The organism is Deinococcus aerophilus, from assembly GCF_014647075.1.
Taxonomy (GTDB): Bacteria; Deinococcota; Deinococci; order Deinococcales; family Deinococcaceae; genus Deinococcus; species Deinococcus aerophilus.
The window spans coordinates 177836-201024 of record NZ_BMOM01000003.1; the positions used below are offsets into that span (position 1 = coordinate 177836).

Annotated in this window: 23 protein-coding genes; 11 read left to right on the forward strand and 12 right to left on the reverse strand. The window is 70.5% G+C overall.

The genetic code is table 11. The features are described 5' to 3' along the window. The first annotated feature begins 104 nt into the window (after positions 1–104). Together IEY21_RS03300 and ribF are read left to right on the forward strand one after the other, a co-directional pair. Complete coding sequence (locus IEY21_RS03300; RefSeq protein WP_188901310.1) at positions 105–611, forward strand: NUDIX hydrolase; 507 nt, start codon at positions 105–107, stop codon at positions 609–611. Continuing rightward, a complete protein-coding gene (gene ribF, locus IEY21_RS03305) occupies positions 608–1507 on the forward strand; it encodes a riboflavin biosynthesis protein RibF (RefSeq protein ID WP_188901312.1) in 900 nt (299 codons plus the stop codon). The genes IEY21_RS03300 and ribF overlap by 4 nt, the downstream gene beginning before the upstream one ends. Here the strand turns inward: ribF and IEY21_RS03310 are convergent. Next, positions 1491–2015: a DUF6174 domain-containing protein gene (locus tag IEY21_RS03310; protein WP_188901314.1), complete on the reverse strand. Its 525-nt coding sequence runs from the start codon at positions 2013–2015 to the stop codon at positions 1491–1493. The genes ribF and IEY21_RS03310 overlap by 17 nt on opposite strands. Before the next feature lie 70 nt (positions 2016–2085). On the opposite strand from IEY21_RS03310, the gene IEY21_RS03315 reads away from it, so the two are divergent. From IEY21_RS03315 to IEY21_RS03335, 5 genes are all read left to right on the forward strand, one after another. Beyond that, positions 2086–2943, forward strand: coding sequence for a 1,4-dihydroxy-6-naphtoate synthase (locus IEY21_RS03315; protein ID WP_188901316.1), 858 nt, complete (start codon positions 2086–2088; stop codon positions 2941–2943). 82 nt (positions 2944–3025) lie between these two features. Then, positions 3026–3964 carry an ABC transporter ATP-binding protein gene (locus tag IEY21_RS03320; protein WP_188901318.1) on the forward strand — a complete coding sequence of 313 codons (939 nt, stop codon included), beginning with the start codon at positions 3026–3028 and terminating at the stop codon, positions 3962–3964. 49 nt (positions 3965–4013) lie between these two features. Beyond that, positions 4014–4787 carry a DUF2705 family protein gene (locus IEY21_RS03325; RefSeq protein ID WP_188901320.1) on the forward strand — a complete coding sequence of 258 codons (774 nt, stop codon included), beginning with the start codon at positions 4014–4016 and terminating at the stop codon, positions 4785–4787. A gap of 76 nt (positions 4788–4863) precedes the next feature. Then, positions 4864–5271, forward strand: coding sequence for a globin domain-containing protein (locus tag IEY21_RS03330; protein WP_188901322.1), 408 nt, complete (start codon positions 4864–4866; stop codon positions 5269–5271). 94 nt (positions 5272–5365) lie between these two features. Beyond that, a complete protein-coding gene (locus tag IEY21_RS03335; protein ID WP_188901324.1) occupies positions 5366–6457 on the forward strand; it encodes a bifunctional 3-deoxy-7-phosphoheptulonate synthase/chorismate mutase in 1092 nt (363 codons plus the stop codon). A 73-nt stretch (positions 6458–6530) separates the two neighbouring features. Here IEY21_RS03335 and IEY21_RS03340 read toward each other — a convergent pair whose 3' ends face one another. The 3 genes from IEY21_RS03340 to IEY21_RS03350 form a co-directional block, all read right to left on the reverse strand. Then, positions 6531–7130 (reverse strand): 2'-5' RNA ligase family protein, encoded by a 600-nt coding sequence (locus tag IEY21_RS03340; protein ID WP_188901326.1) that lies wholly within the window; start codon positions 7128–7130, stop codon positions 6531–6533. A 76-nt stretch (positions 7131–7206) separates the two neighbouring features. Next, positions 7207–7947 carry a helix-turn-helix transcriptional regulator gene (locus IEY21_RS03345; RefSeq protein WP_188901328.1) on the reverse strand — a complete coding sequence of 247 codons (741 nt, stop codon included), beginning with the start codon at positions 7945–7947 and terminating at the stop codon, positions 7207–7209. Beyond that, positions 7944–9020 (reverse strand): Mrp/NBP35 family ATP-binding protein, encoded by a 1077-nt coding sequence (locus tag IEY21_RS03350; protein WP_188901419.1) that lies wholly within the window; start codon positions 9018–9020, stop codon positions 7944–7946. Before IEY21_RS03350 ends, IEY21_RS03345 begins: the two co-directional genes overlap by 4 nt. Before the next feature lie 205 nt (positions 9021–9225). Between IEY21_RS03350 and IEY21_RS03355 the strand changes: the two genes are divergently transcribed. After that, positions 9226–11166, forward strand: a complete 1941-nt coding sequence (locus tag IEY21_RS03355) for a PEGA domain-containing protein (protein ID WP_188901330.1) — start codon at positions 9226–9228, stop codon at positions 11164–11166. Between the two features lie 151 nt (positions 11167–11317). Next, on the forward strand, positions 11318–12862 hold the full coding sequence (guaA, locus tag IEY21_RS03360) for a glutamine-hydrolyzing GMP synthase (RefSeq protein WP_188901332.1): 1545 nt from the start codon (positions 11318–11320) through the stop codon (positions 12860–12862). Positions 12863–12986: 124 nt separating this feature from the next. On the opposite strand, the gene IEY21_RS03365 is transcribed toward guaA, so the two are convergent. The 6 genes from IEY21_RS03365 to IEY21_RS03390 form a co-directional block, all read right to left on the reverse strand. Beyond that, positions 12987–13610: a hypothetical protein gene (locus IEY21_RS03365; protein ID WP_188901334.1), complete on the reverse strand. Its 624-nt coding sequence runs from the start codon at positions 13608–13610 to the stop codon at positions 12987–12989. Between the two features lie 63 nt (positions 13611–13673). Continuing rightward, positions 13674–14993 carry an ABC transporter permease gene (locus IEY21_RS03370; RefSeq protein ID WP_188901336.1) on the reverse strand — a complete coding sequence of 440 codons (1320 nt, stop codon included), beginning with the start codon at positions 14991–14993 and terminating at the stop codon, positions 13674–13676. Continuing rightward, complete coding sequence (locus IEY21_RS03375; RefSeq protein WP_308424812.1) at positions 14990–15736, reverse strand: ABC transporter ATP-binding protein; 747 nt, start codon at positions 15734–15736, stop codon at positions 14990–14992. The genes IEY21_RS03370 and IEY21_RS03375 overlap by 4 nt, the downstream gene beginning before the upstream one ends. Next, entirely contained in the window at positions 15733–17097 is a 1365-nt protein-coding gene (locus tag IEY21_RS03380) for an efflux RND transporter periplasmic adaptor subunit (RefSeq protein WP_188901338.1), read from the reverse strand. Before IEY21_RS03380 ends, IEY21_RS03375 begins: the two co-directional genes overlap by 4 nt. Continuing rightward, positions 17094–18158 carry a TolC family protein gene (locus tag IEY21_RS03385; RefSeq protein ID WP_229752832.1) on the reverse strand — a complete coding sequence of 355 codons (1065 nt, stop codon included), beginning with the start codon at positions 18156–18158 and terminating at the stop codon, positions 17094–17096. The genes IEY21_RS03380 and IEY21_RS03385 overlap by 4 nt, the downstream gene beginning before the upstream one ends. After that, positions 18155–19567, reverse strand: coding sequence for a TolC family protein (locus IEY21_RS03390; protein WP_188901341.1), 1413 nt, complete (start codon positions 19565–19567; stop codon positions 18155–18157). Before IEY21_RS03390 ends, IEY21_RS03385 begins: the two co-directional genes overlap by 4 nt. A gap of 166 nt (positions 19568–19733) precedes the next feature. Here IEY21_RS03390 and IEY21_RS03395 point away from each other — a divergent pair, with 166 nt between their 5' ends. Together IEY21_RS03395 and IEY21_RS03400 are read left to right on the forward strand one after the other, a co-directional pair. Further along, positions 19734–20417: a response regulator transcription factor gene (locus IEY21_RS03395; RefSeq protein ID WP_188901344.1), complete on the forward strand. Its 684-nt coding sequence runs from the start codon at positions 19734–19736 to the stop codon at positions 20415–20417. Beyond that, a complete protein-coding gene (locus tag IEY21_RS03400; protein WP_229752834.1) occupies positions 20414–21760 on the forward strand; it encodes a HAMP domain-containing sensor histidine kinase in 1347 nt (448 codons plus the stop codon). Before IEY21_RS03395 ends, IEY21_RS03400 begins: the two co-directional genes overlap by 4 nt. A gap of 174 nt (positions 21761–21934) precedes the next feature. Here IEY21_RS03400 and IEY21_RS03405 read toward each other — a convergent pair whose 3' ends face one another. Beyond that, positions 21935–22561: a YczE/YyaS/YitT family protein gene (locus IEY21_RS03405; protein ID WP_188901345.1), complete on the reverse strand. Its 627-nt coding sequence runs from the start codon at positions 22559–22561 to the stop codon at positions 21935–21937. Between the two features lie 6 nt (positions 22562–22567). Continuing rightward, positions 22568–23149: a hypothetical protein gene (locus IEY21_RS03410; RefSeq protein ID WP_188901347.1), complete on the reverse strand. Its 582-nt coding sequence runs from the start codon at positions 23147–23149 to the stop codon at positions 22568–22570. Positions 23150–23189 lie beyond the last annotated feature (40 nt).

Consider the following 23189-nt stretch of genomic DNA (forward strand, 5'->3'; position numbering starts at 1 on the left):
CGGCCGCGCCGATGACCCCATCTGCGGCGTCCCGCCTGCTCCGCCGACCCAGTCCGGGGCACCGGAACATCCGTCCTCCCGCGCCGCTGCTCTAGATTGCCGTCATGAGCGGCGACACGCGGACCATCTACGACGGCCACATCCTGAAACTGGAACTGCTGGAGGGCAAATGGGAGGCCGTGCGCCACGCCGACGCGGTGGCGATTCTGGCCCTGAACGAGGCGGGCGAGATGCTGCTCGTGCGCCAGAACCGCCCGGTCATCGCCGCCCACACCCTGGAGGCCCCGGCGGGCCTGATTGACAGCGGAGAGACCCCCGAGGCCGCCGCCCGGCGCGAACTGCAGGAGGAGGCTGGCCTGGACGGCGACATGACGCTGCTGACCCGCTTCTACTCCAGCCCCGGCTTCTGCGACGAGCAGCTGTACGTGTTTCAGGCCACCGGACTGCGCGAGAGCAAGCTGCCCCACGACGACGACGAGGACATTGAGGTGGTCTGGATGGCACCCCAGGCGGTGCTGGATGGCCTGCGGGACGGGCGCATCACCGGCAGCGCCTCCACCGTATCGGCAGCGCTGTACGGCGTTCAGGGACTGGGAGCGCGGGGCCAGTGAAGACCTACGTCTCACCCGCCCAGCGCCCCGACACCGAGACGGTGGTGGCGGTGGGCTCGTTTGACGGCGTGCATCTGGGCCATCAGGCGTTGGTCGCGCAGCTCAAGGCAAAAGCGCGCCAGCACCGGGTGCCCTGCGTGGTCTACACCTTCGATCCGCCCACGCGGGTGCTGACCCAGGGAGTGGAGTTCCTGTCCACCCTGCCCGAGAAACTGGAGTTGCTGGCCCGTTACGGCGTGGATGAAACCATCGCCATGTCCTTCACGCCCGACTTCGCCGCGCGGCCCAAGGAGGCGTTCCTGGGCGACCTGCGGACCCTGCGTCCGCGCACCCTGGTGGTGGGAGAGGACTTTCACTTCGGACGTGGACGGGCGGGCGGAGTGGCGGACCTGAAAACGGTGGCCGACGAGGTGGTGGCCCTGCCCATGCACCAGCTGGGCGGCGAGGACATCAAGAGCACCCGCATTCGTGAGTTGCTGCAGGTGGGCGACGTGGACGGCGCGGGCCGGCTGCTTGGCCGCCACTACGACGCGCAGGGAGTGGTGACCCACGGTGACCGGCTGGGACGGACCATCGGCTGGCCCACCGCCAACATCAGCGTTCCCGACGGCAAGGCGCTGCCCCTGGGCGTGTTCGCGGTGGTGGTCGTGGGAGACCGCGGAGAACGCTGGCACGGCATGGCCAATGTGGGCTTCCGGCCCACCGTGGCGGGCAAAACCCGCCGCTTCGAGGTTCACCTGTTCGACTTCGAGGGCAACCTGTACGGCCAGGAACTGCAGGTCAAGTTCTTCACCCACCTGCGCGGCGAGCAGAAGTTCGGCGGGCTGGACGAACTCAGGGCGCAGCTGGCGCGCGACGCCGAGGCCGCGCGGGCCGTGCTCAGGGACGTGCGCTGAAGTTGGTCACGCGCCACTCGCCGGAGCCGTCGGCCATGGGGCTGACCTGCGATCCGCTGTAGAAGGTGGTGGGGTGGCCGTCCACTGCGTCGAAGCCCAGGCGCAGCGTGGCGCAGGGCTGAGAACGCTGGTAGGTCAGGGCGCGCGCGGCTTCCAGGAACAGCGCCTCGACCGGGCCGGCGTTGAGCGGCGAGGGGGCAGCGGGGTGCTGTCCATCCACCGCCTGGATGCCCTGCACCCGTCCCCCGACCACCGTCACGGTCACGTCGGGCAGCCGCAGCGGCGCGGCAATGCGGGCAAAGTCGTAGCGGTAATTTCGGACCCTGGCCGCCTTCCAGCGGGTCCGGGCGGCGTTCAGGTCGGCCTGCAGGCGGGAAAAATCCGGCCGGACATACCCGGCGGCGCAGCGGGCCGGCTGCCCCAGACCCACCGGCACCGCGCGCTCTCCCCCACCCGCTCCGGCGACAGAACACAGGGCGAACAACATACCGGGCAGCAGACGGTTCATGTTTCCCAGCATAGGGACGAGTGTGATGGTCCGCTGACGCCCGCCTGAAGACCGGGTTTACCCTGGCGGCATGACCACCCCGCTTCCGTCCCCTTCCGAGGCCGCCACGCTGCAACTGGGATACTCGTTCTGTCCCAACGACACCTTCATCTTCCACGCGCTGCACGCCGGACTGGTGCGCGGCCCCCTGCCCGTGCAGGAAGTTCTGGAGGACGTGCAGACCCTCAACGACTGGGCTGTGGAGGGGCGGCTGCCCATGACCAAGATCAGCTACCGGGCCTACTTTGAGGTGATGGACCGCTACGTGGCCCTGCGGGCCGGCGGGGCACTCGGGCGGGGCGTGGGACCCCTGATCGTGACGCGCGGCGACGTGCAGGACCTCAACGGCAGGCGGGTGGCCTCGCCCGGGGCGCTTACCACCGCCGAGCTGCTGCTGCGGCTGGTGTACCCCGAAGTCGAGGTGGTGCGCATGCGCTATGACGCCGTCATGCCTGCCGTGGAACGCGGCGAGGTGGATGCCGGGCTGATCATCCACGAATCGCGCTTTACCTACCCGCAGCACGGCCTGACCCGGCTGCTGGATCTGGGCGCGTGGTGGGAACAGGACACCGGGCTGCCCCTGCCGCTGGGCGCGATCCTGGTCCGCCGCGACCTCGCCCCGCAGCTGCAGTGGGCGCTGAACGACGCCGTGCGTGCCAGCCTGGAGTATGCCCACGCCCACCCCGAGGCCGCCACCGCCTACATCCGCGAACACGCCCTGGAGATGTCCGACGAGGTGATGCGCGCCCACATCGACCTGTACGTGAATGACTTCAGCCTGGATGTGGGCGGGGAAGGCACGCGGGCCGTGCAGGAACTGCACCGCCGGGCCGTGGCGGTGGGGGCGGCGCCGGCCAGTGCCCTTCCGCTGTTCGTGGAGCGGCCCTGAACCGGGCGGGCCGGAACCTCGCCGGCGCCGCGGCCCCGGCATTGTAAGAACTTGTTGAAAGTTGCTGCCCTAGGGTGGGCGCGTGACGACTCAAGGCGCGCCCGCCCTGCCGGCCATCGAGGTGCGCGGGCTTACCAAATTTTACGGCCAGCACCGCGTGCTGGAAGACATCGACCTGCAGGTCCGGCCCGGTGAGGTCTACGCCCTGACCGGCCCCAACGGCACCGGCAAGACCACCCTGATCCGCACCATCACGGGGCTGGCCTTTCCCAACGCCGGGCAGGTGCGGCTGATGGGCTGCGATGTCCACAGCGACGGCGCCCGCGCCCGCGCCCATCTGGGGGCGGTGGTGGAGGCCCCGGCCAAGTTCTACCCGCAGTTCACCGGTACCCAGAACCTGCAGATTCACGCCAACCTCGCGGCCATGGCTCCGGGGTCGAAGAAGGTGGGCCGCGACCGCCTGCGCGAGGTTCTCGCACTGCTGGAACTGACCCGCATGGGAGACCGCAAGGTGCAGGAGTATTCCCTGGGCCAGCGCCAGCGCCTGGGCGTGGCGAGCGCCATCCTGACCGAGCCGAAGGTGCTGATTCTGGACGAACCCACCAGCGGTCTCGATCCACTGGGCATCGGCCTGATCCACCGCATTGTGACCAGCCTGGCGACGGGCGGCTGCGCGGTGATCCTGAGCACCCACCACCTGCGCGAGATCGCCACCTATGCCCACACGGTGGGCATCCTGACCGGCGGGCGGTTGGTGGACACCGTGGACCTGCGCGCCCGGCAGGCCGCCTACCGTTTCCGGGTGGATGATCCGCTGGGCGCGGCCCAGGCCCTGGAGGGATTGCCGTTTGTCCGCAAGGTCAGCACCCGCACGCCCTACGCCATCGCCCACCTGGGCGGCGAGTCGCGCGTGCCCGACGCCCTGGCCCACCTGAGCGCCGGGGGCATCCGCGTGTTCGAGGCCAGCCCCGACCACTTCGACCTGTACGAGTACTACCGCGAACGCGTGGAGCACGCCTGATGAACACCCCCTCCTGCCGCCCGTCCTGCCCTGCCCCGGAGCGCCCCCGATGCTGACCCTGCTGCTGCTGGAGTTCCGCAAGATGCTGGGGTCGCGCAGCGCCAAACTGGCCCTGATCGTCACCTTCCTGCTGCCGCTGGTCTGGGCCTTTGCCCCGCGCCTGAACGCCCTGATTCCGGTGGGCCTGGTGAGCGGCTGGCAGCTGCCCGCCGTCAGCATCGGCGTGACCCTGCCGTACCTGCTGCCCCTGTTCATCGCGGTCACGGTGGCCGAGATGATCGGCGCGGAGACGGCCCAGGGCACCCTCGCGCCGCTGCTGCTGCGGCCGGTGGACCGCGTGCGGGTGATTGCGAGCAAGCTGATCGCCGCCCTGGCCTTTCCCTTCCTGCTGCTGTTCACGACGGTGACCGGCTCGCTGCTCGCGGGCATCGCGCTGGGCTTCGGAACGTTTACCGGCGGCACCGGACTGGGACCGGGCCTGTTCGTGGGGGTGGGCGAACTCGGCGGCGCCGCCGCCTTTGCCCAGGTGCTGCGCGGCGCCGTGCTCGCCGCCGTGGTGCTGATGCCGGTGGCGGCCCTGTCGCTGCTGTTCGGCGTGCTGTTCCTGAACACGGCGGCGGCGGCGCTGGCCACCTTCGCCGCACTGATCGTCATGCGCCTGATGGTGGTGCTGCCCGACGCCCTGCAGCGCGTTCTGCCCACCTCACACTTCGCGCTGTATGTGCAGCAGGGCGACATTTTTCAGCCGCTGATCCTGCTGCTGATCTACACGGCGGGCTTCGGGCTGATGTCGGTCCTCGCCTTTGACCGCCGGGACGTGTAGCGAGCAGGCACGGGCGGGGACACGGTGGGGGTGGGCATTTGGTCCACCCCCGTCTGCTGCTTGCTAGCCTGGAACCATGACCGCGCCCCTGACCCTTTCTGACCGTGGCAGTCTGTACGACCGCATCGGGCCGCAGGTGCTGGCGGCGCTGGTGCAGCGTTTCTACGCGCGCGTGGCTGCCGACCCGGACCTTGCCCCCATCTTTCCGGCCGACCTGACCCTGACCGCCGAGAAACAGCTGGCCTTTCTCACCGGCTTTCTGGGGGGCCCGCCGCTGTACCACCAGCGCTTCGGCCCGCCACGGCTGCGGGCCCGTCACCTGCCGCACGCCATCACCCCCCGGCGGGCGGGCGCGTGGATGGCGTGTATGGAGGCGGCCATTCACGAAACCCCCGAACTCGGTCCGGACGAGGCGCGCGAGCTGGCCTCGGCGCTGGCCCGGGTGGCGGTCCACATGGTGAACACGCCGGACCTGCCGGGCTGAGTCACCGCCCGAGCCGGCACCAACATGGACAACTCTTTTCATTTGACTAGCCGCCCGCCGCCCAGGCACGGCGCGCTTTTCCTACACTGCGGGCATGACGATTCAGCGCAGCATTGACGACCTCCGCGCCGAGGTCGACCAGATCAACCGCGACCTTCTGAAGCTGCTGTCCCAGCGCGGCGAGGTGGTTGCGCAGATCGGGCACGCCAAGACCCAGGAAGGCCGCCCCCAGCACTACGATCCTGCCCGAGAGGAGCAGCAGCTTCATGAGCTGGAATCGCTGAACCCGGGACCGTTCACGGGGGCCGCCGTGAAGGCCATCTTCAAGGAGATCTTCAAGGCCAGCCTCGCGCTGGAAGAAAGCAACGACAAGAAACAGCTGCTCGTCTCGCGCAAGGTCAAGAGCGAGGACACCGTGCTGGACATCGACGGAGTGCGCATCGGCGGCGACGCGCCTCCCATTATCATCGCCGGGCCGTGCTCCATCGAATCCGAAGATCAGATGGAACAGACCGCCGACTTCCTGGCCGCCAAGGGCATCAAGATCCTGCGCGGCGGGGCCTACAAGCCGCGCACCAGCCCCTACGGCTTCCAGGGCATGGGCGTGGACGGCCTGATCCTGGGCAACCGCGTGGCCAAGGACCGGGGCATGCTGTTCGTCACGGAGGTCATGGACACCCGCGACGTGGAGATCGTGGCCGAGTACGCCGACATCCTGCAGGTGGGAGCGCGCAACATGCACAACTTTGCCCTGCTGCGCGAGGTGGGCCGCGCCCGCCGCCCGGTGCTGCTCAAGCGCGGCCTGAGCGCCACCATCGAGGAGTGGCTGTACGCCGCCGAGTACATCCTCTCGGAGGGCAACAACGAGGTCATCCTGTGCGAGCGCGGCATCCGCACCTTTGAGAAGTGGACCCGCAATACCCTGGACCTTTCGGCCGTGGCCCTGGCCAAGCAGGAGACCCACCTGCCGGTGATCGTGGACGTGACCCACGCCGCCGGACGCCGCGACCTGTTGATTCCGCTGGCCAAGGCCGCGCTGGCCGTGGGCGCCGACGGCATCCACGTGGAAGTTCACCCCAGCCCCGCCACCGCCCTGAGCGACAACGAGCAGCAGCTGGATTTTGCCGGTTACGACAGGTTCGAGGCCGAACTCGCGTCCATGCTCAAGGTGCCTGCGGGCGTGTAACCTTCGCCCCAGGCGCAAACAGGGGCGCCGCCGGGAAAACCTCTCCCGGCGGCGCCCCTCGCTTATGGCCCGATCAGCTGGGGGCCGCCCCCGCCTGTGGAGCCACCCCAACCTCTTCGGGTGGGGTAAGCAGCGGAAAGGTGTGCAGTTCCTGCACCTCGCCGTGTTGCTCGCGCGTCAGGCTCAGGGCCTCGATGGTGAAGTGGTCCAGCGGCGGGGTCAGGGCCAGGGCTGCCTGCCACAGCTGTTCCTCGGCCCACGGCAAGATCCCCAGCGCCAGGGTGAGGTGCGGGCGGTAGTCCGCTCCGTCGTAGGGGGCGCGGCTTGACGGACCGACCTCCAGCAGGCGCATGTGCAGCTCGATCAGTGCGGCGGACAGCTCGAATTCCAGGAAGATCACGCCGCTCAGGCGTTTCCAGCCCTTGACCCGCACCTCCAGCGCACGCTCGCCCCGCAGGCGGTCGCGCAGCGCGGCGATCAGGTCCGCACTGCTCAGGCTGGTCTGAAAGGGCGCACGCAGGTTCAGATGCGGCAGACCGAAGCCGCTTACGTTCATGGTGGCCTGGGCACGGCGCATCCAGGTGTCGAGCGCCTGAGGAGGCCAGGCCACCACGCTGTACAGCGGCCGTGGAGCCTCGGGGAGGGGGGGCAGCAAGTCGGTCTGCGGGATCATGGCAGTGGGGTCATGGCGGCTCGATTCTGAAGGAGGCTGACCGTGGGGTCCGGGAGGGCGGAGGGGCTCCGGCCACTCAGCCTATACGGTAACGGCATGCACCCTGCCCACAGGCGATGCGGGTCTCGCGCGTCACCGGCACGTCCAGCACCTCGCCGTACAACGTCAGCTCGGAGGCGCACAGCTGGGCATACTGGCGCGCGACCGTCAGGTTGGGACAGTTGCGCTGCGTCAGGACCCAGCCCCCTGTGGCTCCGTCCGGCTCGACCACCGCGTCAAAGCCCATCTCGTTGAGGATGCCGGCCAGCCGCTCGACCCGCTCGGCCAGCGGCAGTCCGGCGGGCAACTCGGCTTTCAGGCGCTGGGCGATCTCCACGTTGCGGGCATCGAGCACCTTGAGCACCGCGCCCTCGCCAAACAGCCCCTCGACGTGGCGCAGCACGTCCACACACAGCCCCGAATAGGTCTTGGGAAAGGCGGCCTCGCCCTGCTCGGTCAGCTCGAACACATGCTGAGGCCTCCCGCGCCCGCCGGGACGCTCGGTGCGCGAGCGAATCAGGCCCTGGTCCAGCAGGTCACCCAGGTGGCGGCGCGCGGCGGGAATGCTGACCCCCAGGCGCCCGGCCAGGTCCTGGGCCGTCTGCGGACCGTGCCGCTTGACGACCTCCAGCAACCGGACCTTGGTGCGCTCCGGGGCGGCCTGCGTTCCTGCGGGCACTGCCGCCGGGGCCACCCCGGAGGTGGGAAGCAGGCCGGGCCGGGCCGCCGTGCGGGCCGCGCGGCCCCCGAACTGGCCACTGGCCGAGGACGCACTCATACGACGGTGAGCTGGTCGGGCAGCTCCTCAAGCGACTGCGCCAGCGCGCGGTTGACGGCGAGCACGCTGACCTGACCGGCGAGGTTGCGGGCCACGGAAATGAGGGCCTGGGCCGCCACCGTCTGCGGGTGGGCCAGCACCGCCGGCACTCCCGCGTCGGCGTCCTGGCGCACGTCCAGATCAATGGGCACCTCGCCCAGCAGCGGGTACTGCTCGCCCAGCTTGCGGCTGCCGCCGCGTCCGAACAGGTCGTAGGTGTTCCCGGTATCGGGGGCCACGAAGTAGCTCATGTTCTCGACGATGCCCAGCACCGGCACGCTGGCCTTGCGGAACATGTCGATGGCGCGGGCGGCGTCAATCAGGGCCACGTCCTGCGGGGTGGTCACGATCACGGCGCCGGTCACCTGCACGGTCTGGGTCAGCGAGAGCTGCACGTCGCCGGTGCCGGGCGGCAGATCCACGATCAAGTAATCCAGTTCGCCCCACGCGGCATCCTTGAGAAACTGCTGGACGGCCGAGTGCAGCATCGGCCCACGCCACACCAGTGCCTGACCCGCCGGCGAGAGGTTGGCCATGCTGATAAAGCGCAGGCCGTGGGCCTCGATGGGCTGCATCTTGCGATCGGCGTTGGCGCTGACCCGGGCCGCGCCCTGCCCCAGCATGTGCGCCACGCTGGGGCCGTAGACATCGGCGTCCAGCAGACCCACCCGCGCACCGTCGCGGGCCAGAGAGGCGGCGAGGTTCACCGCCACGCTGCTCTTGCCCACGCCGCCCTTGCCGCTGCCGACCAGCAGCACGTGCTTGACGCCGGGCAGGGCGGGCTGCGCCGCCGGGCGCACGGTCGCGCCGAAGCTCACCTGCACCGTGTGGACCCCGGGCACCTTCAGGACCGCCGAGCGCACATCTTCCTCGATCTGGCCCTTCAGGGGACACGCCGGGGTGGTCAGGTTGACCTTGATCTGCGCCACTCCATCCACGACCTCGGCGCGCTCGATCATGCCCAGCGAGACCAGGTCGCGGTGCAGTTCCGGGTCGTTTACGGTCTTCAGGGCGCTCATCACGGCGTCATGCATATGGGTCATTAGTACCCCAAAGGCGGTGGGGCGGGCAAGCCACGCGCTCACAGTGGAACGCGGCGCAACGCGGTACGGGGGCGGTCGCGCGCGGCCCCTGAGGCCGGTTGGGCATGGTGGCCCCGGCCGGAGCCCGGGAAAGCGCAGCCGGGCATGCTGTAGGCGCGGCCCCATTCCTGCCCGGAGCGGACCTATACTGGGGGCCGTGAAGCCCATCGGCCCCTATGTGGCAGCGCGGGAACTGCCGGGATCGGCGAGCGCCTCCCTGCCTGCCAGCCCGGTTCGCACCCTGCGGGCCACCGACCGCCTGACCGGCATGCCGGTGCTGCTGCATGTGTTGCCCTACGCCCTGAATCTGCCCACCCTGCCCGAACACCCACACCTGCTGCCCATCACCGACAGCGGCATGGACGGCGAGAACGCCTACGTGGTTACCGAGTTGCCCCCCTACGCCCAGCCCGCCAGCGATCCGCGCCTGAGTGCCCCCGGCGCGCTGAGCGCGCTAAGCGCCCTGCACGCCCAGGGCCTGACGCACGGTGGCATCACCCCCGCACAGTTGTGGCAGTTCGGCGGCACGGTGGCACTTGCCGGAGCCGGGCTGCCGTGGCGCCAGACACCGGCCACGCCGGCCGACGACCTGCATGATCTGGCCCATACCCTGCAGGCCCTGCGGGTACTGCCCACTGCCCTGCGCCCGCTGCTGGACTCTCCGGCGCCCTGGACCGCCGAGCAGGCCCTGGCACGGCTGCACGGACAGGCCGGAGCGGCAACATCGCCCGCCGACTCCCCGGCCATCCAGACACCACCCGCAACGACAGCACCCGTTCAGACAGCGCCGGCCGTTCAGGCCCCCTCCGCACCCCGGGTGGTCACCGCCGCTCCGACCCCCTCCGCGTCCAGTGCGCGCACCCAGGTGAGCGAGAAGACGGCCCCGCGCCCGCAAACCCCGGCTCCTCAGGCCCCGGCCACCGAGGTCAGGCCGAAGGCCAACTCCGCAGCCGGGACTTCCGCCTCCGCCGGGACCGCTGCTCCGGCTGCCGGGGCGAACCAGGCCAGCGTCACCCCGGCGGCCACGGACTGGCTGACCGAGGCGGAAGTTCCGGCCGGTCCCGGTTCGGCGGCCCCCACACCGACCCCCGACCAGCCGGCCACCGACGCGTCCATACCGAACACCAATGCCTCCGGCCAGGATTCCCAGACCATCACAACGGTCGCCGTCCCCGCCCCGGTGTCAGCTCCGGGCAGCGCAGATCAGGACCGGGGAGACGCTGGAGCCACCCCCACCGAACCGGCCCCCTCCACGCGGCCTCCTCCCCGGCCGGTCGTGTCTCCGTTTTCCGGTGCTCCGGCCGGTCAGGTGGAAACGCCCCAGGAACGGCGCAAACGCCAGAACGAGGAACGCCGCGCCCAGGCCATGCTGGACAGCCAGGCCGCCGCCCAGCGCAAGGCGCAGCGGCTGCAGGCCGAGCAGGAACAGGCCGGGCAGGAGGTCTCTGGGGAAACCGGGGCCGACACCGTGCCTCCTCCCATCCAGTTTGGCTTCCCGGAGGGTGACGCCCCCTCTGCGCCGCGCCTGTCCATGCGGGAGGTCGACCGGCTGCCCGCCAGCCTGCGCCGGCCCAAAGAGGAGGCCCCGGCCGGCCAGCCCAGCCGCTTGCCGGCCAGCGGCGCGGGCGGACACCGGCCGGCCCGGCGCGTGGACCCCATTCGCATCGGCTGGGACGAGGACGACTCGTGGCGCGTGATTCGCACGCCCACCGCGCCGCCACCGCCGGCCTCGCCCACCCTGCCGCGCTGGCTGCTGCCTGTGCTCGCCGCCGTCGTGATTCTGTTCGGGCTGGTCTGGGCCTGGGGAGCGCTGCGTCCGGCCAGCCCGGGCACCGGCGCGGCTTCCAGCGCGGCGTGCTGCACCGTACCGGTCACCCTGCGCGGCGCGGCGGGAGTCACGGCCACCCTGACCGTGGAAAAAGCGCCCCGGGGGGCCAGCCTGGAACCCGGACAGTCGCTCGGAAAAGCGCCGGGCAAGCTCAACTTTCCGGTGGAGGGCACCTACCAGCTGCGGGTCATGGCGCAGGGCTACACGCCGGCCAGCCTGACGGTCGTGGTGCCGCGCACGCAACCGGTCACCATCAACCTGGGCAACTGAGCGCGGCTCCTGGGGGCTGTGCCACAACCGCGTGGGCGGGGTTCCGGACCTTTCCCGGCCTTGCCTGAGCTCCGCCGGGTGTCCGGACCTGCCCGGCGGCCTTGCCCTCCCCCACCTTCGGGGCCGCCCCGCCGTGCCACAATCGGGGCCGATGAGCGTTGTCATTCTGGATTTCGGCAGTCAATTTACCCGCCTGATCGCGCGGCGGTTCCGCGAACTCGGGGCCTACAGCGTGATCCTGCCCGGCACCGCGCCGCTGGAACGCATCCAGCAGGAAAATCCGCAGGGCATCGTGCTGTCGGGCGGTCCCAGCAGCGTCTATGACGCCCAGGCGCCCAGGCCCGCTCCCGGCGTGCTGGACCTGGACCTCCCCATTCTGGGGGTGTGCTACGGCATGCAGTACCTCGCCCACGAGGCGGGCGGCGACGTGAAACGGGCCGGCAAGCGCGAGTACGGCAAGGCCGACCTGACCCGCTACGGCGGCCAGCTGTTCGAGGGGATCAGCGGCGAATTTATCGCCTGGATGAGCCACAGCGACAGCGTGACTCAGCTGCCCCAGGGCTACGAGGTGGTCGCCGAGACGGCAGACACCCCGGTCACGGCCATCGAGAACCGGCAGACGCGGCGCTACGGCCTGCAGTTCCACCCGGAAGTGGTGCACACGCCCAAGGGCGGGCAGGTGCTCACCAACTTCCTGAACATCTGCGGCGTGGCGCGCGACTGGACCGCCGAGCACATCATCGACGAACTGGTGGCGGACGTTCAGCAGCAGGTGGGTGACGGCCGGGTGCTGCTAGCCATCAGCGGCGGCGTGGACAGTTCCACGCTGGGACTACTGCTGGCCCGCGCCGTGGGGGACCGCCTGACCGCCGTGTTCATTGACCACGGGCTGCTGCGCCTGGGCGAACGCGAACAGGTGGAGGCCGCCCTGATTCCGCTGGGCGTGCATCTGGTCACGGTGGACGCCCGCGCCGAGTTCATGTCGGCCCTGGACGGTGTCTCTGACCCCGAGCAGAAGCGCAAGATCATCGGGCGTGAATTTATCCGGGCCTTCGAGCGCGAGGCCGCCATCCAGGCACAGCAGCACGGCGCCTTCGATTTCCTGGCCCAGGGCACCCTGTACCCCGACGTGATCGAATCGGCCGGCGGCCTGCAGGCCGACAAATCCGGCGCGGCCAACATCAAGAGCCACCACAACGTGGGCGGGCTGCCCGAGGACCTCGCCTTCAAGCTGGTGGAGCCCTTCCGGACGCTGTTCAAGGACGAGGTGCGCGAGATTGCCCGCCTGCTGGGCCTGCCCGAACACATCCGCATGCGTCACCCCTTTCCGGGGCCGGGGCTGGCGATCCGCTGCCTGGGAGCGATCAGCGAGGAAAAGATGGACATCCTGCGCCGGGTGGACGACATCTTCATCTCCGGCCTGCGCGAGTTCGGGCTGTACGACGGCTGCTCGCAGGCGCTCGCAATCCTGACGCCCATCCAGAGCGTCGGCGTGATGGGCGACGAGCGCACCTACAGCTACACGGCGGCGCTGCGGGCCGTGACCACCGACGACTACATGACGGCCGAGTGGGCGCGGCTGCCATGGGACTTCCTGGCGACCATGAGCAACCGCATCGTCAATCAGGTTCACGAGATCAACCGCGTGGTGTACGACATCACCGGCAAGCCGCCCGCCACCATCGAGTGGGAATGATTCCGGCGAACTGAGCTCAGGGCGACCGTCGCCCCACGCCCGAAGAATTCATCTCCAGACGGTGCCCCCTTCAGGAAATGAAGGGGGCACCGTCCCGACGGCTTTCCGGATTACTTCTGCTGCATCACTTCTTCTGCAGCACGGCGATGTAGGCCTTCAGCGCGTCCGCCCCGCGGCCCTGCTTGAAAGGATTGAACTTGGTGGGATCGAACTGCCCGCCCTGGGCGTTCTGGCCGCTGTTCGCGCCGTTGCCCCCCTGCCCGCCGGACCGCTGGCCGCCGCCGCCCGCGCCCCCACCCAGTCCGCCGCCGGGCAGGCCGGGAATCCGCACGCCTGCTCCGCCCTGGGTGCCCCCGGCCTGACGCTGGGTGCGCTGGGCCGTCCTCTGCTGCTCGGCCTTGAGCATCAGGTCGTCGAGCGCCGTCAGCTGCTTGTCGGTCAGGATCTTGTCCTCGATCTGCGCGAGGTACTTCTTGGCGTCGTTGGGCTGGATGGCGCTGGCCTTTTGCAGCGTGCCCAGCAGGGTGAGCAGGCTCTTGGCCTGGGTCTTGGTCATGGCGGTGGCCTTGTTCTTCTCCAGATCGGGCAACAGGCGCACCGTCTGCGACAGGTCGTTGATCGGCTGCATCTGCGCCATGCGGGCGCGCATCTCGGGCGTCATCTGACGGTTCTGGGCGGAGCCGTTCTGCTGGGCCGAGGCGAGGGGGATCAGGGTCAGGGCGGCGGTGAACACGAGGACGTTTTTCATGGTTGGGCTCCTTGAACGGTGCGCGGGGCGCGGAAAGAACTGGAGAAAAAACGCGCGGCGGCCCTACTCGTAGCGCAGGCTGTCCACCGGGTCGAGCCGGGCGGCCCGGGCGGCCGGGTAGTACCCGAAGAAGATGCCGACCAGAGCGCTGAAGATGAACGCCACGACGATGGGGGCGGGCGAGAAGACGGGAGCGATGCTGAAGAACTTGCCCGCATAGGCGGCTCCCACGCCCAGGGCCAGGCCGATGACGCCGCCGCCGATGGACAGCAGGGACGCCTCCACCAGAAACTGCGTGAGGATGTCGCGCGGCTTGGCCCCCAGCGCCTTGCGGACGCCGATCTCGCGGGTGCGCTCGGTGACCGACACGAGCATGATGTTCATGATGCCGATGCCGCCGACGAGCAGGCTGATGCCGGCGATGGCCCCGACCAGGATGGTGAGGGTGGAGGTGATGGCGTTCAGGCTCGCCAGCGAGTCGGCCTGGTTCTGCACCTGAAAGTCCAGGTTTTCGGGGTCGGTCTGGTCGTGGCGCACGCTCATCAAGTCGGTGACGTCGGTCTGCAACCCGGTCAGGTCCCCGGCGTTGGTCGCCGACAGGTACACGCTGCTGACGGTGGGCTGCCCGCCCGCGCTGTTGGTGCGCGAGAAGCGCTGCAGGTAGGTGCTCAGGGGCACCAGCACCTGGCTGTTGGCGTTGCCAAAGCCGCTGTCGCCCTTGTCGGGCAGCACGCCCACCACCGTGAAGGTCACGTTGCCCAGCCGGAGCTTCTGGTTCAGGGCCTCGTCGGGCGTGGCGCCCTCGCCCCACAGGTCAACCAGAACCTGATGGCCGATCACGGCGGTGCGCTTGCGGCCGTCCACATCGGCCTGCGTGAAGTAATTGCCGGCCTCCACGGGGCTGTTGCGGACCGTGGCGTAGGCGGGCCAGGTGCCCACCACGCTCGCCTGGGTGTTCAGGCTGCCCAGCTTGGCCTGCACGTTGCTGTTCACGCTGGGCGCCACCCCCGACACGCGGTCCCCGAAGGCGGTGGCCAGCGCCTCGGCGTCCTTCACGGTGATGGTCTGCCGGGGACCGCCGCGCACCAGGCTGCCGCCGCCTCCGCCACGCGCACTCTGCACGGTGAGCAGGTTGGTGCCCAGCGATTCGAGCCGGCCCGTCACGCCCGCCGTGCTGCCCTGGCCGATGGCGGTGAGCGCCACCACCGCCGCCACGCCGATAATCACGCCCAGGGCGGTCAGGACACTGCGCATGGGCGTGCCGATGATGGCCCGCCACGCGATGGTAAACGCCCCGCCCAGGCCGATGCCGCCGCGCCGCACGGGCGGGGACGACACGGCGGGCACGTCCAGCCGGCGGTCTCTCTCGGAAGTGACGGTCATGTGCCGGACCGCCGTGGAGTCTGACGCACGTCGGACTCCACCACGCCGTCGCGCACACGGATCACCCGCTCGGCGTAGGCCCCGATGTCGGCCTCATGCGTCACCAGCACGACGGTGGTGCCCTCGGCGTGCAGCTCGCCGAACAGGGCCATGACCTCCTCGCCGGTGCGGGTGTCGAGGTTGCCGGTGGGCTCGTCGGCGAGCAGCAGCCGGGGGCTGCCGGCCAGGGCGCGCGCCACCGCCACGCGCTGCTTCTGTCCGCCGCTGATCTGGCTGGGCAGGTTGCGGGCCTTGTCCTGCAGCCCCACCCGGCGCAGCACCTCCAGCGCCCGCGCCCGCCGCTCGTGGGCCGGCACCCCGGCGTAGGTCAGCGGCACCTCCACGTTTTCCAGCAGGTTCAGGCGGGGCAGCAGGTGAAAGGCCTGGAACACGAAACCGATGTCGGTGTTGCGGGCCTCGGCGCGCTCGTTCTCGCTGAGGGTGGTCACGTCGCGGCCACCTAGGTGGTACGTGCCCCCACTGGGCCGGTCGAGCAGCCCGATGATCTGCATCAGCGTGGTCTTGCCGCTGCCCGAGGGTCCCATCAGGGCGACCATCTCGCCCTGCGCGATCTGCACGTCCACACCCTTGAGGGCCTCGAAGACCATCTCGCCCTGTTCATAGACCTTGCGCACGCCGCGCAGGTCCACCACCGGGGCCGGGGTGGGCGGCGCAGCGTGCGGGCCGGGAAACGCGGCAGTCACGGCTGTCCCCCAAAGCCGCCGCTGGGGGGCCCCCCGCCGAAGCCGGAGCCGTTGCGGGCGCCGCCGGAAGTGCCCGCGCTGCGGGTGCTCGCGGGCACGATGACCTCCTGCCCGGCCGTCAGGCCCTCGGTCACTACGGTATTCGTGCCGTCGGTGGCCCCGGTGGTCACGCGCACGCGCTGCGGCTCGGCGCCCGCCGCCCCCGGCATCTCCACATAGCTGCGGCTGCGCACCGTCTGGATGGCCTTGCTGGGCACGAGCAGACCGCGGTCCTCGCTCTGGATGATCTCGGCCTCGGCGGTCATGCCGCTGCGCAACACGCCGTCCGGATTGGGCAGGCTCACGGTGGCGGTGAACACGCTGATGCCGCTGGACTGGGTGGCGCCCGGCGACACGCGCACCACCTTGCCGGTAAAGCTCTGGCCGTCGTAGGCGTCAAGCGTCACGTCCGCCGTCTGGCCCGCCTTCACGCCCGCGATCTCGGTCTCGTCGATCTGGACGGGCAGGTTGAGGGTGGTGTCGTCCAGAATGGTCAGGATGGTCGCGCCGCTGTTCACGACCGTGCCCTCGTCGGCGCTGACGGTGCTGACCACGCCGCTGATGGGCGCGTAGACCTTGAGGTTCGCCCGGGCCTGCTGGGCCGTGGTCAGCGCGGCCTCGGCCTGCTGCACGGCGATCTGGGCGCCGCGCAGGTTCTCGGCGTCGCTGCTCTGACCGGTGCTGCTCTGGGTCTGGGCCGCGCCCAGCGAGGCGCGGGCGCTGTCCAGCGCGAGCTGCGCCCGGGTCACGGCGGCCTGCGCGGCGTTCAGGTCCTGGGTGCTCACCGCGCCGATGGCATGCAGCTGGCGCTGGCCGTCCAGGGTGCGCTGGGCTTCTGCCAGGGTCTGCTGCGCCTGCGCGGCTGCGTTCTGGGCGCTGCTCACGCCGCTGCCGCGCTGGGCGCTGCTGCTCGCCTGGGAAGCGCGGGTGGCGTCCAGGCTGGCGCGGGCCTTGTCCAGATTCAGCTGGGCGGTCTGCACGTTCTGCTCGACCGTCTCGCTCGTCAGGCGGGTGAGCAGCTGGCCCCGGGTCACGCGCTCGCCGACCGGCGGCACGGCGCCCACGGTGGCGGTCAGGTCGGCCCCCACCGTGCGGGTGGCCCCGGCCTCCAGCGTGCCGGGACCGCTGACACTAACGCGCACCACGCCACGCTGAACCTGCACGGTGGTGGTGGTGGGCGCGGCAACGGCAGTATCCGCGCGGGTGCGGGCCACGTATACGCCGCTGCCCACCCCGGCGATCAGCAGTACGCCGAGCACCACCCAGGGCCAGCGTCGGCGCGGACGCCGCACCCGCGCCGCTCCCACCACGCTGCCGGTCATATGCTGCCCCCGATGCCGGTCAGGTTCTGGCCGCTGGCCACCGACAGGGCGGCCAGCGCCTCCAGAACGTTGTTCTGCGCCTGCAGACGGGCAAACTGGGCCTTCTTGAGCGCCAGCTGCGAGTTCTGCAGGTCCACCGCGCTGATGGTGCCGCTCTTGAGGCGGGCCGCGTCCTGGGTGTAGGTCTTGTTGGCGGCGGCCTCACGGGCCCCGGCCACCGCGAACAGCTCGTAGCTGTTCTGGGCTGTCTGGTACGCGCTGGCCAGGGTCTGCGCCGCCGACTTTCCGGCGCTGTCCACCCCCCGCTGCGCGTTTGCCAGGGCCGTGCGGGCGTCCTGCAGGGTGCGGGCGGGCGTGAAATCGTTGTCGGCCAGCTTGACGCTGAGCTGCGCGGCGGCGAGGTCTCCACCCGCCGACACCAACGGGGTCAGCGTGTCCAGGCCGGCCTGCAGCTTGGTCAAGGTGGTGCTGAGCTTGGGCACGCTGGCCGCGCCCGACGCCCGCACGCCGCTGCCCAGCCCGGTCAGGGTGGACAGCCGCGCGCTGGCAAGGCCCACCTGGGCCCGGGCGTCGGCGAGGTTCTGCTGGCTGCCCGCCAGGGTGTTCTGGGCATTGGTAACGTCCAGCGCGGTGGCGTTGCCGATGCCCTGCTTGATTCCCGCCACCTGCACAGCCTTGCTGTCCACCGCCACCTGAAGCGTCTGGAGTTCCACATTCTCCTGCGCCTCGAGCAGCGCCGTGTACGCCGAAACGGTGCCCTGCAGCGTGTTCAGGCGGGCCCCACGCAGGGCCGCCGTGGCCCCGGCCTGCGCGTTGGTGGCGCCGAGCTTGGCGGCCACCAATGCGCTCGGGTCGGCCTGCGCGGCGCGGTTGGCCGCCGCCGCCTTGTCCAGATTGGCCTGGGCCGTTTTTACGTCGGCGTTGTTGGTCAGGGCCGCGCTCACGGCAGCGCCCGCGCTCACGGCCGGCGTGGTCTGGGCCAGCGCCGGAACAGGCAGCAGCAGGGCAGCGGTCAGGAGCATTCGGCGGCGGGTCATGGGGAAAAAAACGGTGGGGTTCATTGCGGGCCTCCGGCAGCGTTCTGAAGCTGAATCAGGGTGGTCTGGGCGGTGATGCGGGCGGCGAGCAGGTCACGGGCGGCCTGGGCCAGATCGAGTTCGGCGGCGCTCACGTCGTCTGCGGTAGCGGTTCCGGCCTGCAGGCGGGTCTGGGCGGTCTGCAGGGCCAGCTGCGCCACCTGCAGGGCGGTTTCGCGGGTCTGCACGGTGATCATGCTGGTCTGCAGGGCGCTGTAGCGGCTGCGTACGTCCAGCTCCACGTTCTGCTGGGCCACATTCAGGGACAGCTGGGCCTGCGTGACATTGGCCTCGGCGGCCGAGAGCTGCGCGCGCTGGCCCGGCGCATACACCACGTAACTGCCGCTCACCGAGGCGCTCATGCGGTTGCCCGCGCCGCTGCCCGCTGCGGTACTGTCGCCCAGCGGCACGCTGTAGCCGGCACTCACGGTCCCCTGCTGCAGGTTCAGCGCGGTGCTGACGCCGCCGCTGCCGGCCGGGCCGTAGCGCACGCTGGCCGTCAGGTCGGGCAGGGTGGTCTGACGCCGCTGGGTGTCCAGGGTGTCCTGCGCGGCCGCCAGGGTGTTGCGGGCCTGGATGACCTCGCTGCGGCCATTGCGGGCCTGCGCCACCAGCGCGGTGATGTCCGGCAGCGCCACGGTGTCGGCCGGCCGGGTGCTGAAGGTCCCAGGACCGACCGCGCCGCCCAGCGCCGCCTCCAGTCCCCGCTGCGCCGCGTCCAGGCTGGCGGCGGCCTGCAGCCCTGCGCCCTGGGCCCCCTGCACGGCGGCCTGGGCGCTCAGCACGTTGCCGTCGGTGGCGTTGCCGCTGGCCCGCTGGGTCTGGGTTACCGCCAGCTGCCGCTGCCGCAACGCCAGGGTGCGGGCGGTCAGGTCCAGATCCTGGGTGGCGAGCACGGCGGCAAAGTACTGCTGCGCCACGTTCAGGCGGGCCGCGTTCTGGGCAGAGATCAGGTTGGCCTGGGCCAGCGCCAGCCCCCGGACTGCACTGTTCAGGCCACTTTGATTGCTCGACCACGGCAGCAGGCCCAGGCTGACATTCACGCCCGCGCCGCCGCTGAGGCTGCTGGCCGTGGTGGTGGCCGTGCCGTCGGCGGCGGTGGCTGTCAGCGGGCCGCTGTATCCCGCGTTGCCGTTGACGGTCACGGTCAGTCCCAGCGCCGTGCTCGCCGCGCTCAGGGTGCTCTGGGCAGTCTGAACACTCAGGCGAGCGGCACTGACGCTGGGGGCCGCTTCCAGGCGCGACAGGACGTCCTGCAGCGTGAGGGCTGGCGCCACCGTATCCGGGGCAGTCTGGCCAGCTGGGGCTGTCTGGGCCTGGGCCGCTCCCCACAGGACCAGCGTCACCAGCGTCAGGTGCCGGGCGGGAGGGCGCAGGGGGTGTGGGGGCTTCATGGGCCGCAGTCTGTTCCCCCCCGGCGAAGACTCCGCGCAGGGATTATGAAGATTTTTCGAAGGTGGCGGAAGCGGCGCCAGGGCGGGCTCCAGGTCGTTTCCAGGACACAAATCTCCAGGCTGGGCATTCGCCCAGTCTTCATGCGGGGCAGCTACAGTGAGCGGTATGAGTGCCCTGATCCTGATTGTGGAGGACGAACCCCAGCTGGCCGAGGTGCTGGAGGCCTACGCCCGTCAGGAGGGCTACCGCACCGAGCGGGCCGCAGACGGCCTGAGCGCTCTGAGCGCCTTCCGGGCCGCCAGTCCGGATCTGATCCTGCTCGACGTGATGCTGCCCGGCAAAAACGGCCTGGACGTCCTCAAGGCGGTGCGCGAAGGCGGCAGCACCCCGGTCATCCTGGTCACCGCCCGCGCCGAGGAAACCGACCAGATCGTGGGTCTGGAGCTGGGCGCCGACGATTACGTGGTCAAACCGTTTCGCCCGCGTGAGGTGATGGCCCGCGTCAAGGCCGTGTTGCGCCGGGCGAGCGCCGCGCTGGACGCCACCGAGAAACCCCTGCGGGTGGGACCGCTGGAGGTGGACCCACGCGCCGTGACCGCCCGGGTGGACGGCGTGGCGCTGTCGCTGACGCCCGCCGAGTTCCGGCTGCTCGCGCACCTGGCCGAGTCGCCGGGCCGCGCCTTTACCCGCGAGGAACTGCTCTCGGCGGCCCTGCCCGACAGCGACGCGCTGGAACGGGTCGTGGACGCCCACCTGGCCAGCGTGCGCCGCAAACTGGACGCGGCCCACGCGCCAGGGCTGCTGCACACGGTCCGCGGCGTGGGCTACCGGCTGGAGGCGGGCGGTTGACCCCGCTGCCACCGCCCCGGCCGGCCACGCGGCGCGGCGCCTCACTGGCGCTGACGCTGCTGCTGGCGATGCTGGCGGTGGTCGGGCTGTCGGTGGGCAGCACCTTCGTCTTCTCCAATCTCGCGGTTCAGAGTCAGGTCCGGCGGCTGCCGCCGGATGTTCAGCGGTACCTGCGCGCCCAGCAGGACGCCCAGCGCCGCGGCGAGGTGATCGTGGCCGCCCCGGTGCCGCAGATCCGCACCGGCACGCCCGCCGATCCCTACCTGCCGCCGGGACGCAGCAGCCCGGATGTGAACGGCGTGGTGCGCGGCGCAGACGGCAGCGAAACCCTCATCGAGGCCGGCGCCCGGATGCGCACCGGAGATGAGGCGGGAAGCGGGAGCGGTGGAGGCGGTCCTGCCCGCGGGTTTGCGCCGCGCACGCAGGATTTTCTGGAGAACGTGCAGCGCAGCCTGCTGCAGGTGGGCCTGCTCGCGGCGGCGGCCTCGGCGCTGCTCGCTTTTCTGCTCTCGCGCCGCCTGGCCCGGCCCATTCTGGCCGTCTCCGCGGCAGCGGCGGCGCTGGCCAAGGGGGACCTGAGCATCCGGGCCCCGGTGCTCAGCGGTGAGCGCGAGCTGGCCGAGCTGGCCGGCAACTTCAACGAGATGGCCGACAACCTCCAAGCCCTGGAGAAAGAAAGGCGCCAGGCGGTGGCCGATATTGCCCACGAACTGCGCACGCCGCTCGCGATCATGCAGGCGCGGCTGGACGCGCTGGAAGACGGCGTGTACCCCCTGAATACCGAACAGGTGGCCTCGCTGAGCGAGCAGACCCAGCAGCTGACCCGCCTGGTGGACGACCTGCGCACGCTCACGCTCGCCGAGGCCGGCCGCCTGAGACTGCACCCCGAACCCCTGGACCTGGCCGGGCTGACCGCCGGGGTGGTGCGTGACCTGAACGACCGGGCGGGGGCGCGCGGCATCACACTGCAGTTCGCCGCCTGCTCCCCGACCCCGCTGCATGCCGACGCCGGGCGGGTGCGCCAGATTGCCGTGAATCTGCTGGAAAATGCCCTGCAGCACGCCAATACCCACATTCAGGTAGGCGTGGAAACCGAGGACGGGGCCGCCCTGCTGCATGTGGACGACGACGGCCCCGGCATCCCCGAGGCCAGCCGCGAGGCAGTCTTCACACGTTTTACCCGCCTGGACAGCAGCCGCACGCGCGGCACGGGCGGCAGCGGCCTGGGCCTGGCCATCGTGCAGGAGCTGGCCCAGGCGCACGGGGGCGCGGCGCGGGCCAGCCAGAGCCCGCTGGGCGGAGCGCGGTTCACGGTGCAGCTGCCGCTGGGCACCGAGGGATAGGAAGACCGTGAGATTGAACATCTCCTGGGTCCGTAACCGCAAGGTCATGGGCTTTGTTATTGATCCGTGCCTTGATTCATAGCGTTTCCAGCGCGGAGGTGTCTATCTTGTCGAGAGCTCTGATCACTGAGGCACTACCGACTTACGCTCGGATCGGTAGTTACTCAGGGGTCTTTACCCCTTCTTCCCCACCCCGAACAGGCCCAGCCCCCAGCCCATCGCCGGCCCCACCGCCAGCGCAAAGGCCAGCGTGCCCCAGCCCAGCGGTCCGCCCAGCGCCCAGCCGAGCAGCAGCACGGTCAGTTCCACCCCGCCCCGGATGCGCGGCACGGGCCACCCGGCGACGCGGTGCAGTGCCAGGGTCAGGCCGTCACGGGGGCCCGCGCCCAGGCCGGCGGCCACATACGCTCCGGTGGCAAAGCCCAGCAGGGCCACCCCCAGCGCAAACTGCAGCCAGCGCCACCCCAGCGCGGCCGGGTCAGGCACCAGCGGGGCGAGCACGTCCAAAAAAAAGCCGATCAGCAGCACGTTCAGCAGTGTGCCCACGCCGAGGCGTTCGTGCAGCCGCAGGGCGGTAAAGGCCACGATCAGCACCCCGGTCAGGACGCTCACCAGCCCCACCGTCAGCGGCAGGTGCCGCGTGAGGCCCACGTGCAGCACCTCCCAGGGGGCCACGCCCACGCGGGCGTCGAGCATCATGCGCAGGCTCAGGCCGTACAGGAACAGTCCGCCCACGAGCAGGCCGTAGCGCCCCGGCAGGGAGGTGCGGGTCAGGGGGGCCAGCGGGGAGAAGGCCGTCACCGGGGTTTAGCGGGCCCGCCGTGTGGCGCGGTTGCCCGCCGTGTCGATCACGGTGATGTCGGCCCAGATGCCGGTCGTCTCGGCATAAAACTCGGTGCGGGGACCGGGCGTGATGTTCAGGCGGTTGCCGTCCACAAGCACCTGCGCCACGCTGGTGTTGTCCTTGGCCACCCCCGAGACGCGGATGGTGCTGCCGCTTTTCTCAAAGCTCGTGACCTCGATGGTCGGCTTGACCGAATCCACGCTGACCGGCAGCACCAGGGTGGAGGTGTTGCCCGCCGCGTCGCTGGCCCCGATGGTGTACTGCCCACGCTCGCCCTCGATCAGCGTCTTGAACTGGAAGTGCGCGAGCTTGCGGCTGCCCGGCAGGATGGGAATGGCTTTGCCGTCCACCGTGATCTCGGTGACTCCCACGTCATCGAGCACATACCCGTCGACCACGAAGGACTTCTGGGTATTGGCCGCGCCTCCGGCGCTCGTGATCGAGATACGCGGTTTGAAGGTGTCGGTGGTGCGGGCGCAGCCGCTGAGCAAAAGCAGCGCCAGCACGGGCAGGCCCAGCGCGGGCAGAAAGGACGGGCGGCGCATGCCAGAAAGTATAGCGGGGGGCTCCCTCCTCAGGCACGCC

Excerpts from the sequence above, each read along its gene's own strand:
- IEY21_RS03330 (WP_188901322.1), top strand. The coding sequence starts at position 4,864 with ATGACCGCGCCCCTGACCCTTTCTGACCGTGGCAGTCTGTACGACCGC.
- IEY21_RS03395 (WP_188901344.1), top strand. The coding sequence starts at position 19,734 with ATGAGTGCCCTGATCCTGATTGTGGAGGACGAACCCCAGCTGGCCGAG.
- IEY21_RS03390 (WP_188901341.1), bottom strand. The coding sequence starts at position 19,567 with ATGAAGCCCCCACACCCCCTGCGCCCTCCCGCCCGGCACCTGACGCTG.
- IEY21_RS03350 (WP_188901419.1), bottom strand. The coding sequence starts at position 9,020 with ATGCATGACGCCGTGATGAGCGCCCTGAAGACCGTAAACGACCCGGAA.
- IEY21_RS03365 (WP_188901334.1), bottom strand. The coding sequence starts at position 13,610 with ATGAAAAACGTCCTCGTGTTCACCGCCGCCCTGACCCTGATCCCCCTC.
- IEY21_RS03345 (WP_188901328.1), bottom strand. The coding sequence starts at position 7,947 with ATGAGTGCGTCCTCGGCCAGTGGCCAGTTCGGGGGCCGCGCGGCCCGC.
- IEY21_RS03300 (WP_188901310.1), top strand. The coding sequence starts at position 105 with ATGAGCGGCGACACGCGGACCATCTACGACGGCCACATCCTGAAACTG.
- IEY21_RS03380 (WP_188901338.1), bottom strand. The coding sequence starts at position 17,097 with ATGACCGGCAGCGTGGTGGGAGCGGCGCGGGTGCGGCGTCCGCGCCGA.
- guaA (WP_188901332.1), top strand. The coding sequence starts at position 11,318 with ATGAGCGTTGTCATTCTGGATTTCGGCAGTCAATTTACCCGCCTGATC.
- IEY21_RS03370 (WP_188901336.1), bottom strand. The coding sequence starts at position 14,993 with ATGACCGTCACTTCCGAGAGAGACCGCCGGCTGGACGTGCCCGCCGTG.
- IEY21_RS03385 (WP_229752832.1), bottom strand. The coding sequence starts at position 18,158 with ATGAACCCCACCGTTTTTTTCCCCATGACCCGCCGCCGAATGCTCCTG.
- IEY21_RS03340 (WP_188901326.1), bottom strand. The coding sequence starts at position 7,130 with ATGATCCCGCAGACCGACTTGCTGCCCCCCCTCCCCGAGGCTCCACGG.
- IEY21_RS03410 (WP_188901347.1), bottom strand. The coding sequence starts at position 23,149 with ATGCGCCGCCCGTCCTTTCTGCCCGCGCTGGGCCTGCCCGTGCTGGCG.
- IEY21_RS03325 (WP_188901320.1), top strand. The coding sequence starts at position 4,014 with ATGCTGACCCTGCTGCTGCTGGAGTTCCGCAAGATGCTGGGGTCGCGC.
- IEY21_RS03315 (WP_188901316.1), top strand. The coding sequence starts at position 2,086 with ATGACCACCCCGCTTCCGTCCCCTTCCGAGGCCGCCACGCTGCAACTG.
- IEY21_RS03335 (WP_188901324.1), top strand. The coding sequence starts at position 5,366 with ATGACGATTCAGCGCAGCATTGACGACCTCCGCGCCGAGGTCGACCAG.
- IEY21_RS03310 (WP_188901314.1), bottom strand. The coding sequence starts at position 2,015 with ATGAACCGTCTGCTGCCCGGTATGTTGTTCGCCCTGTGTTCTGTCGCC.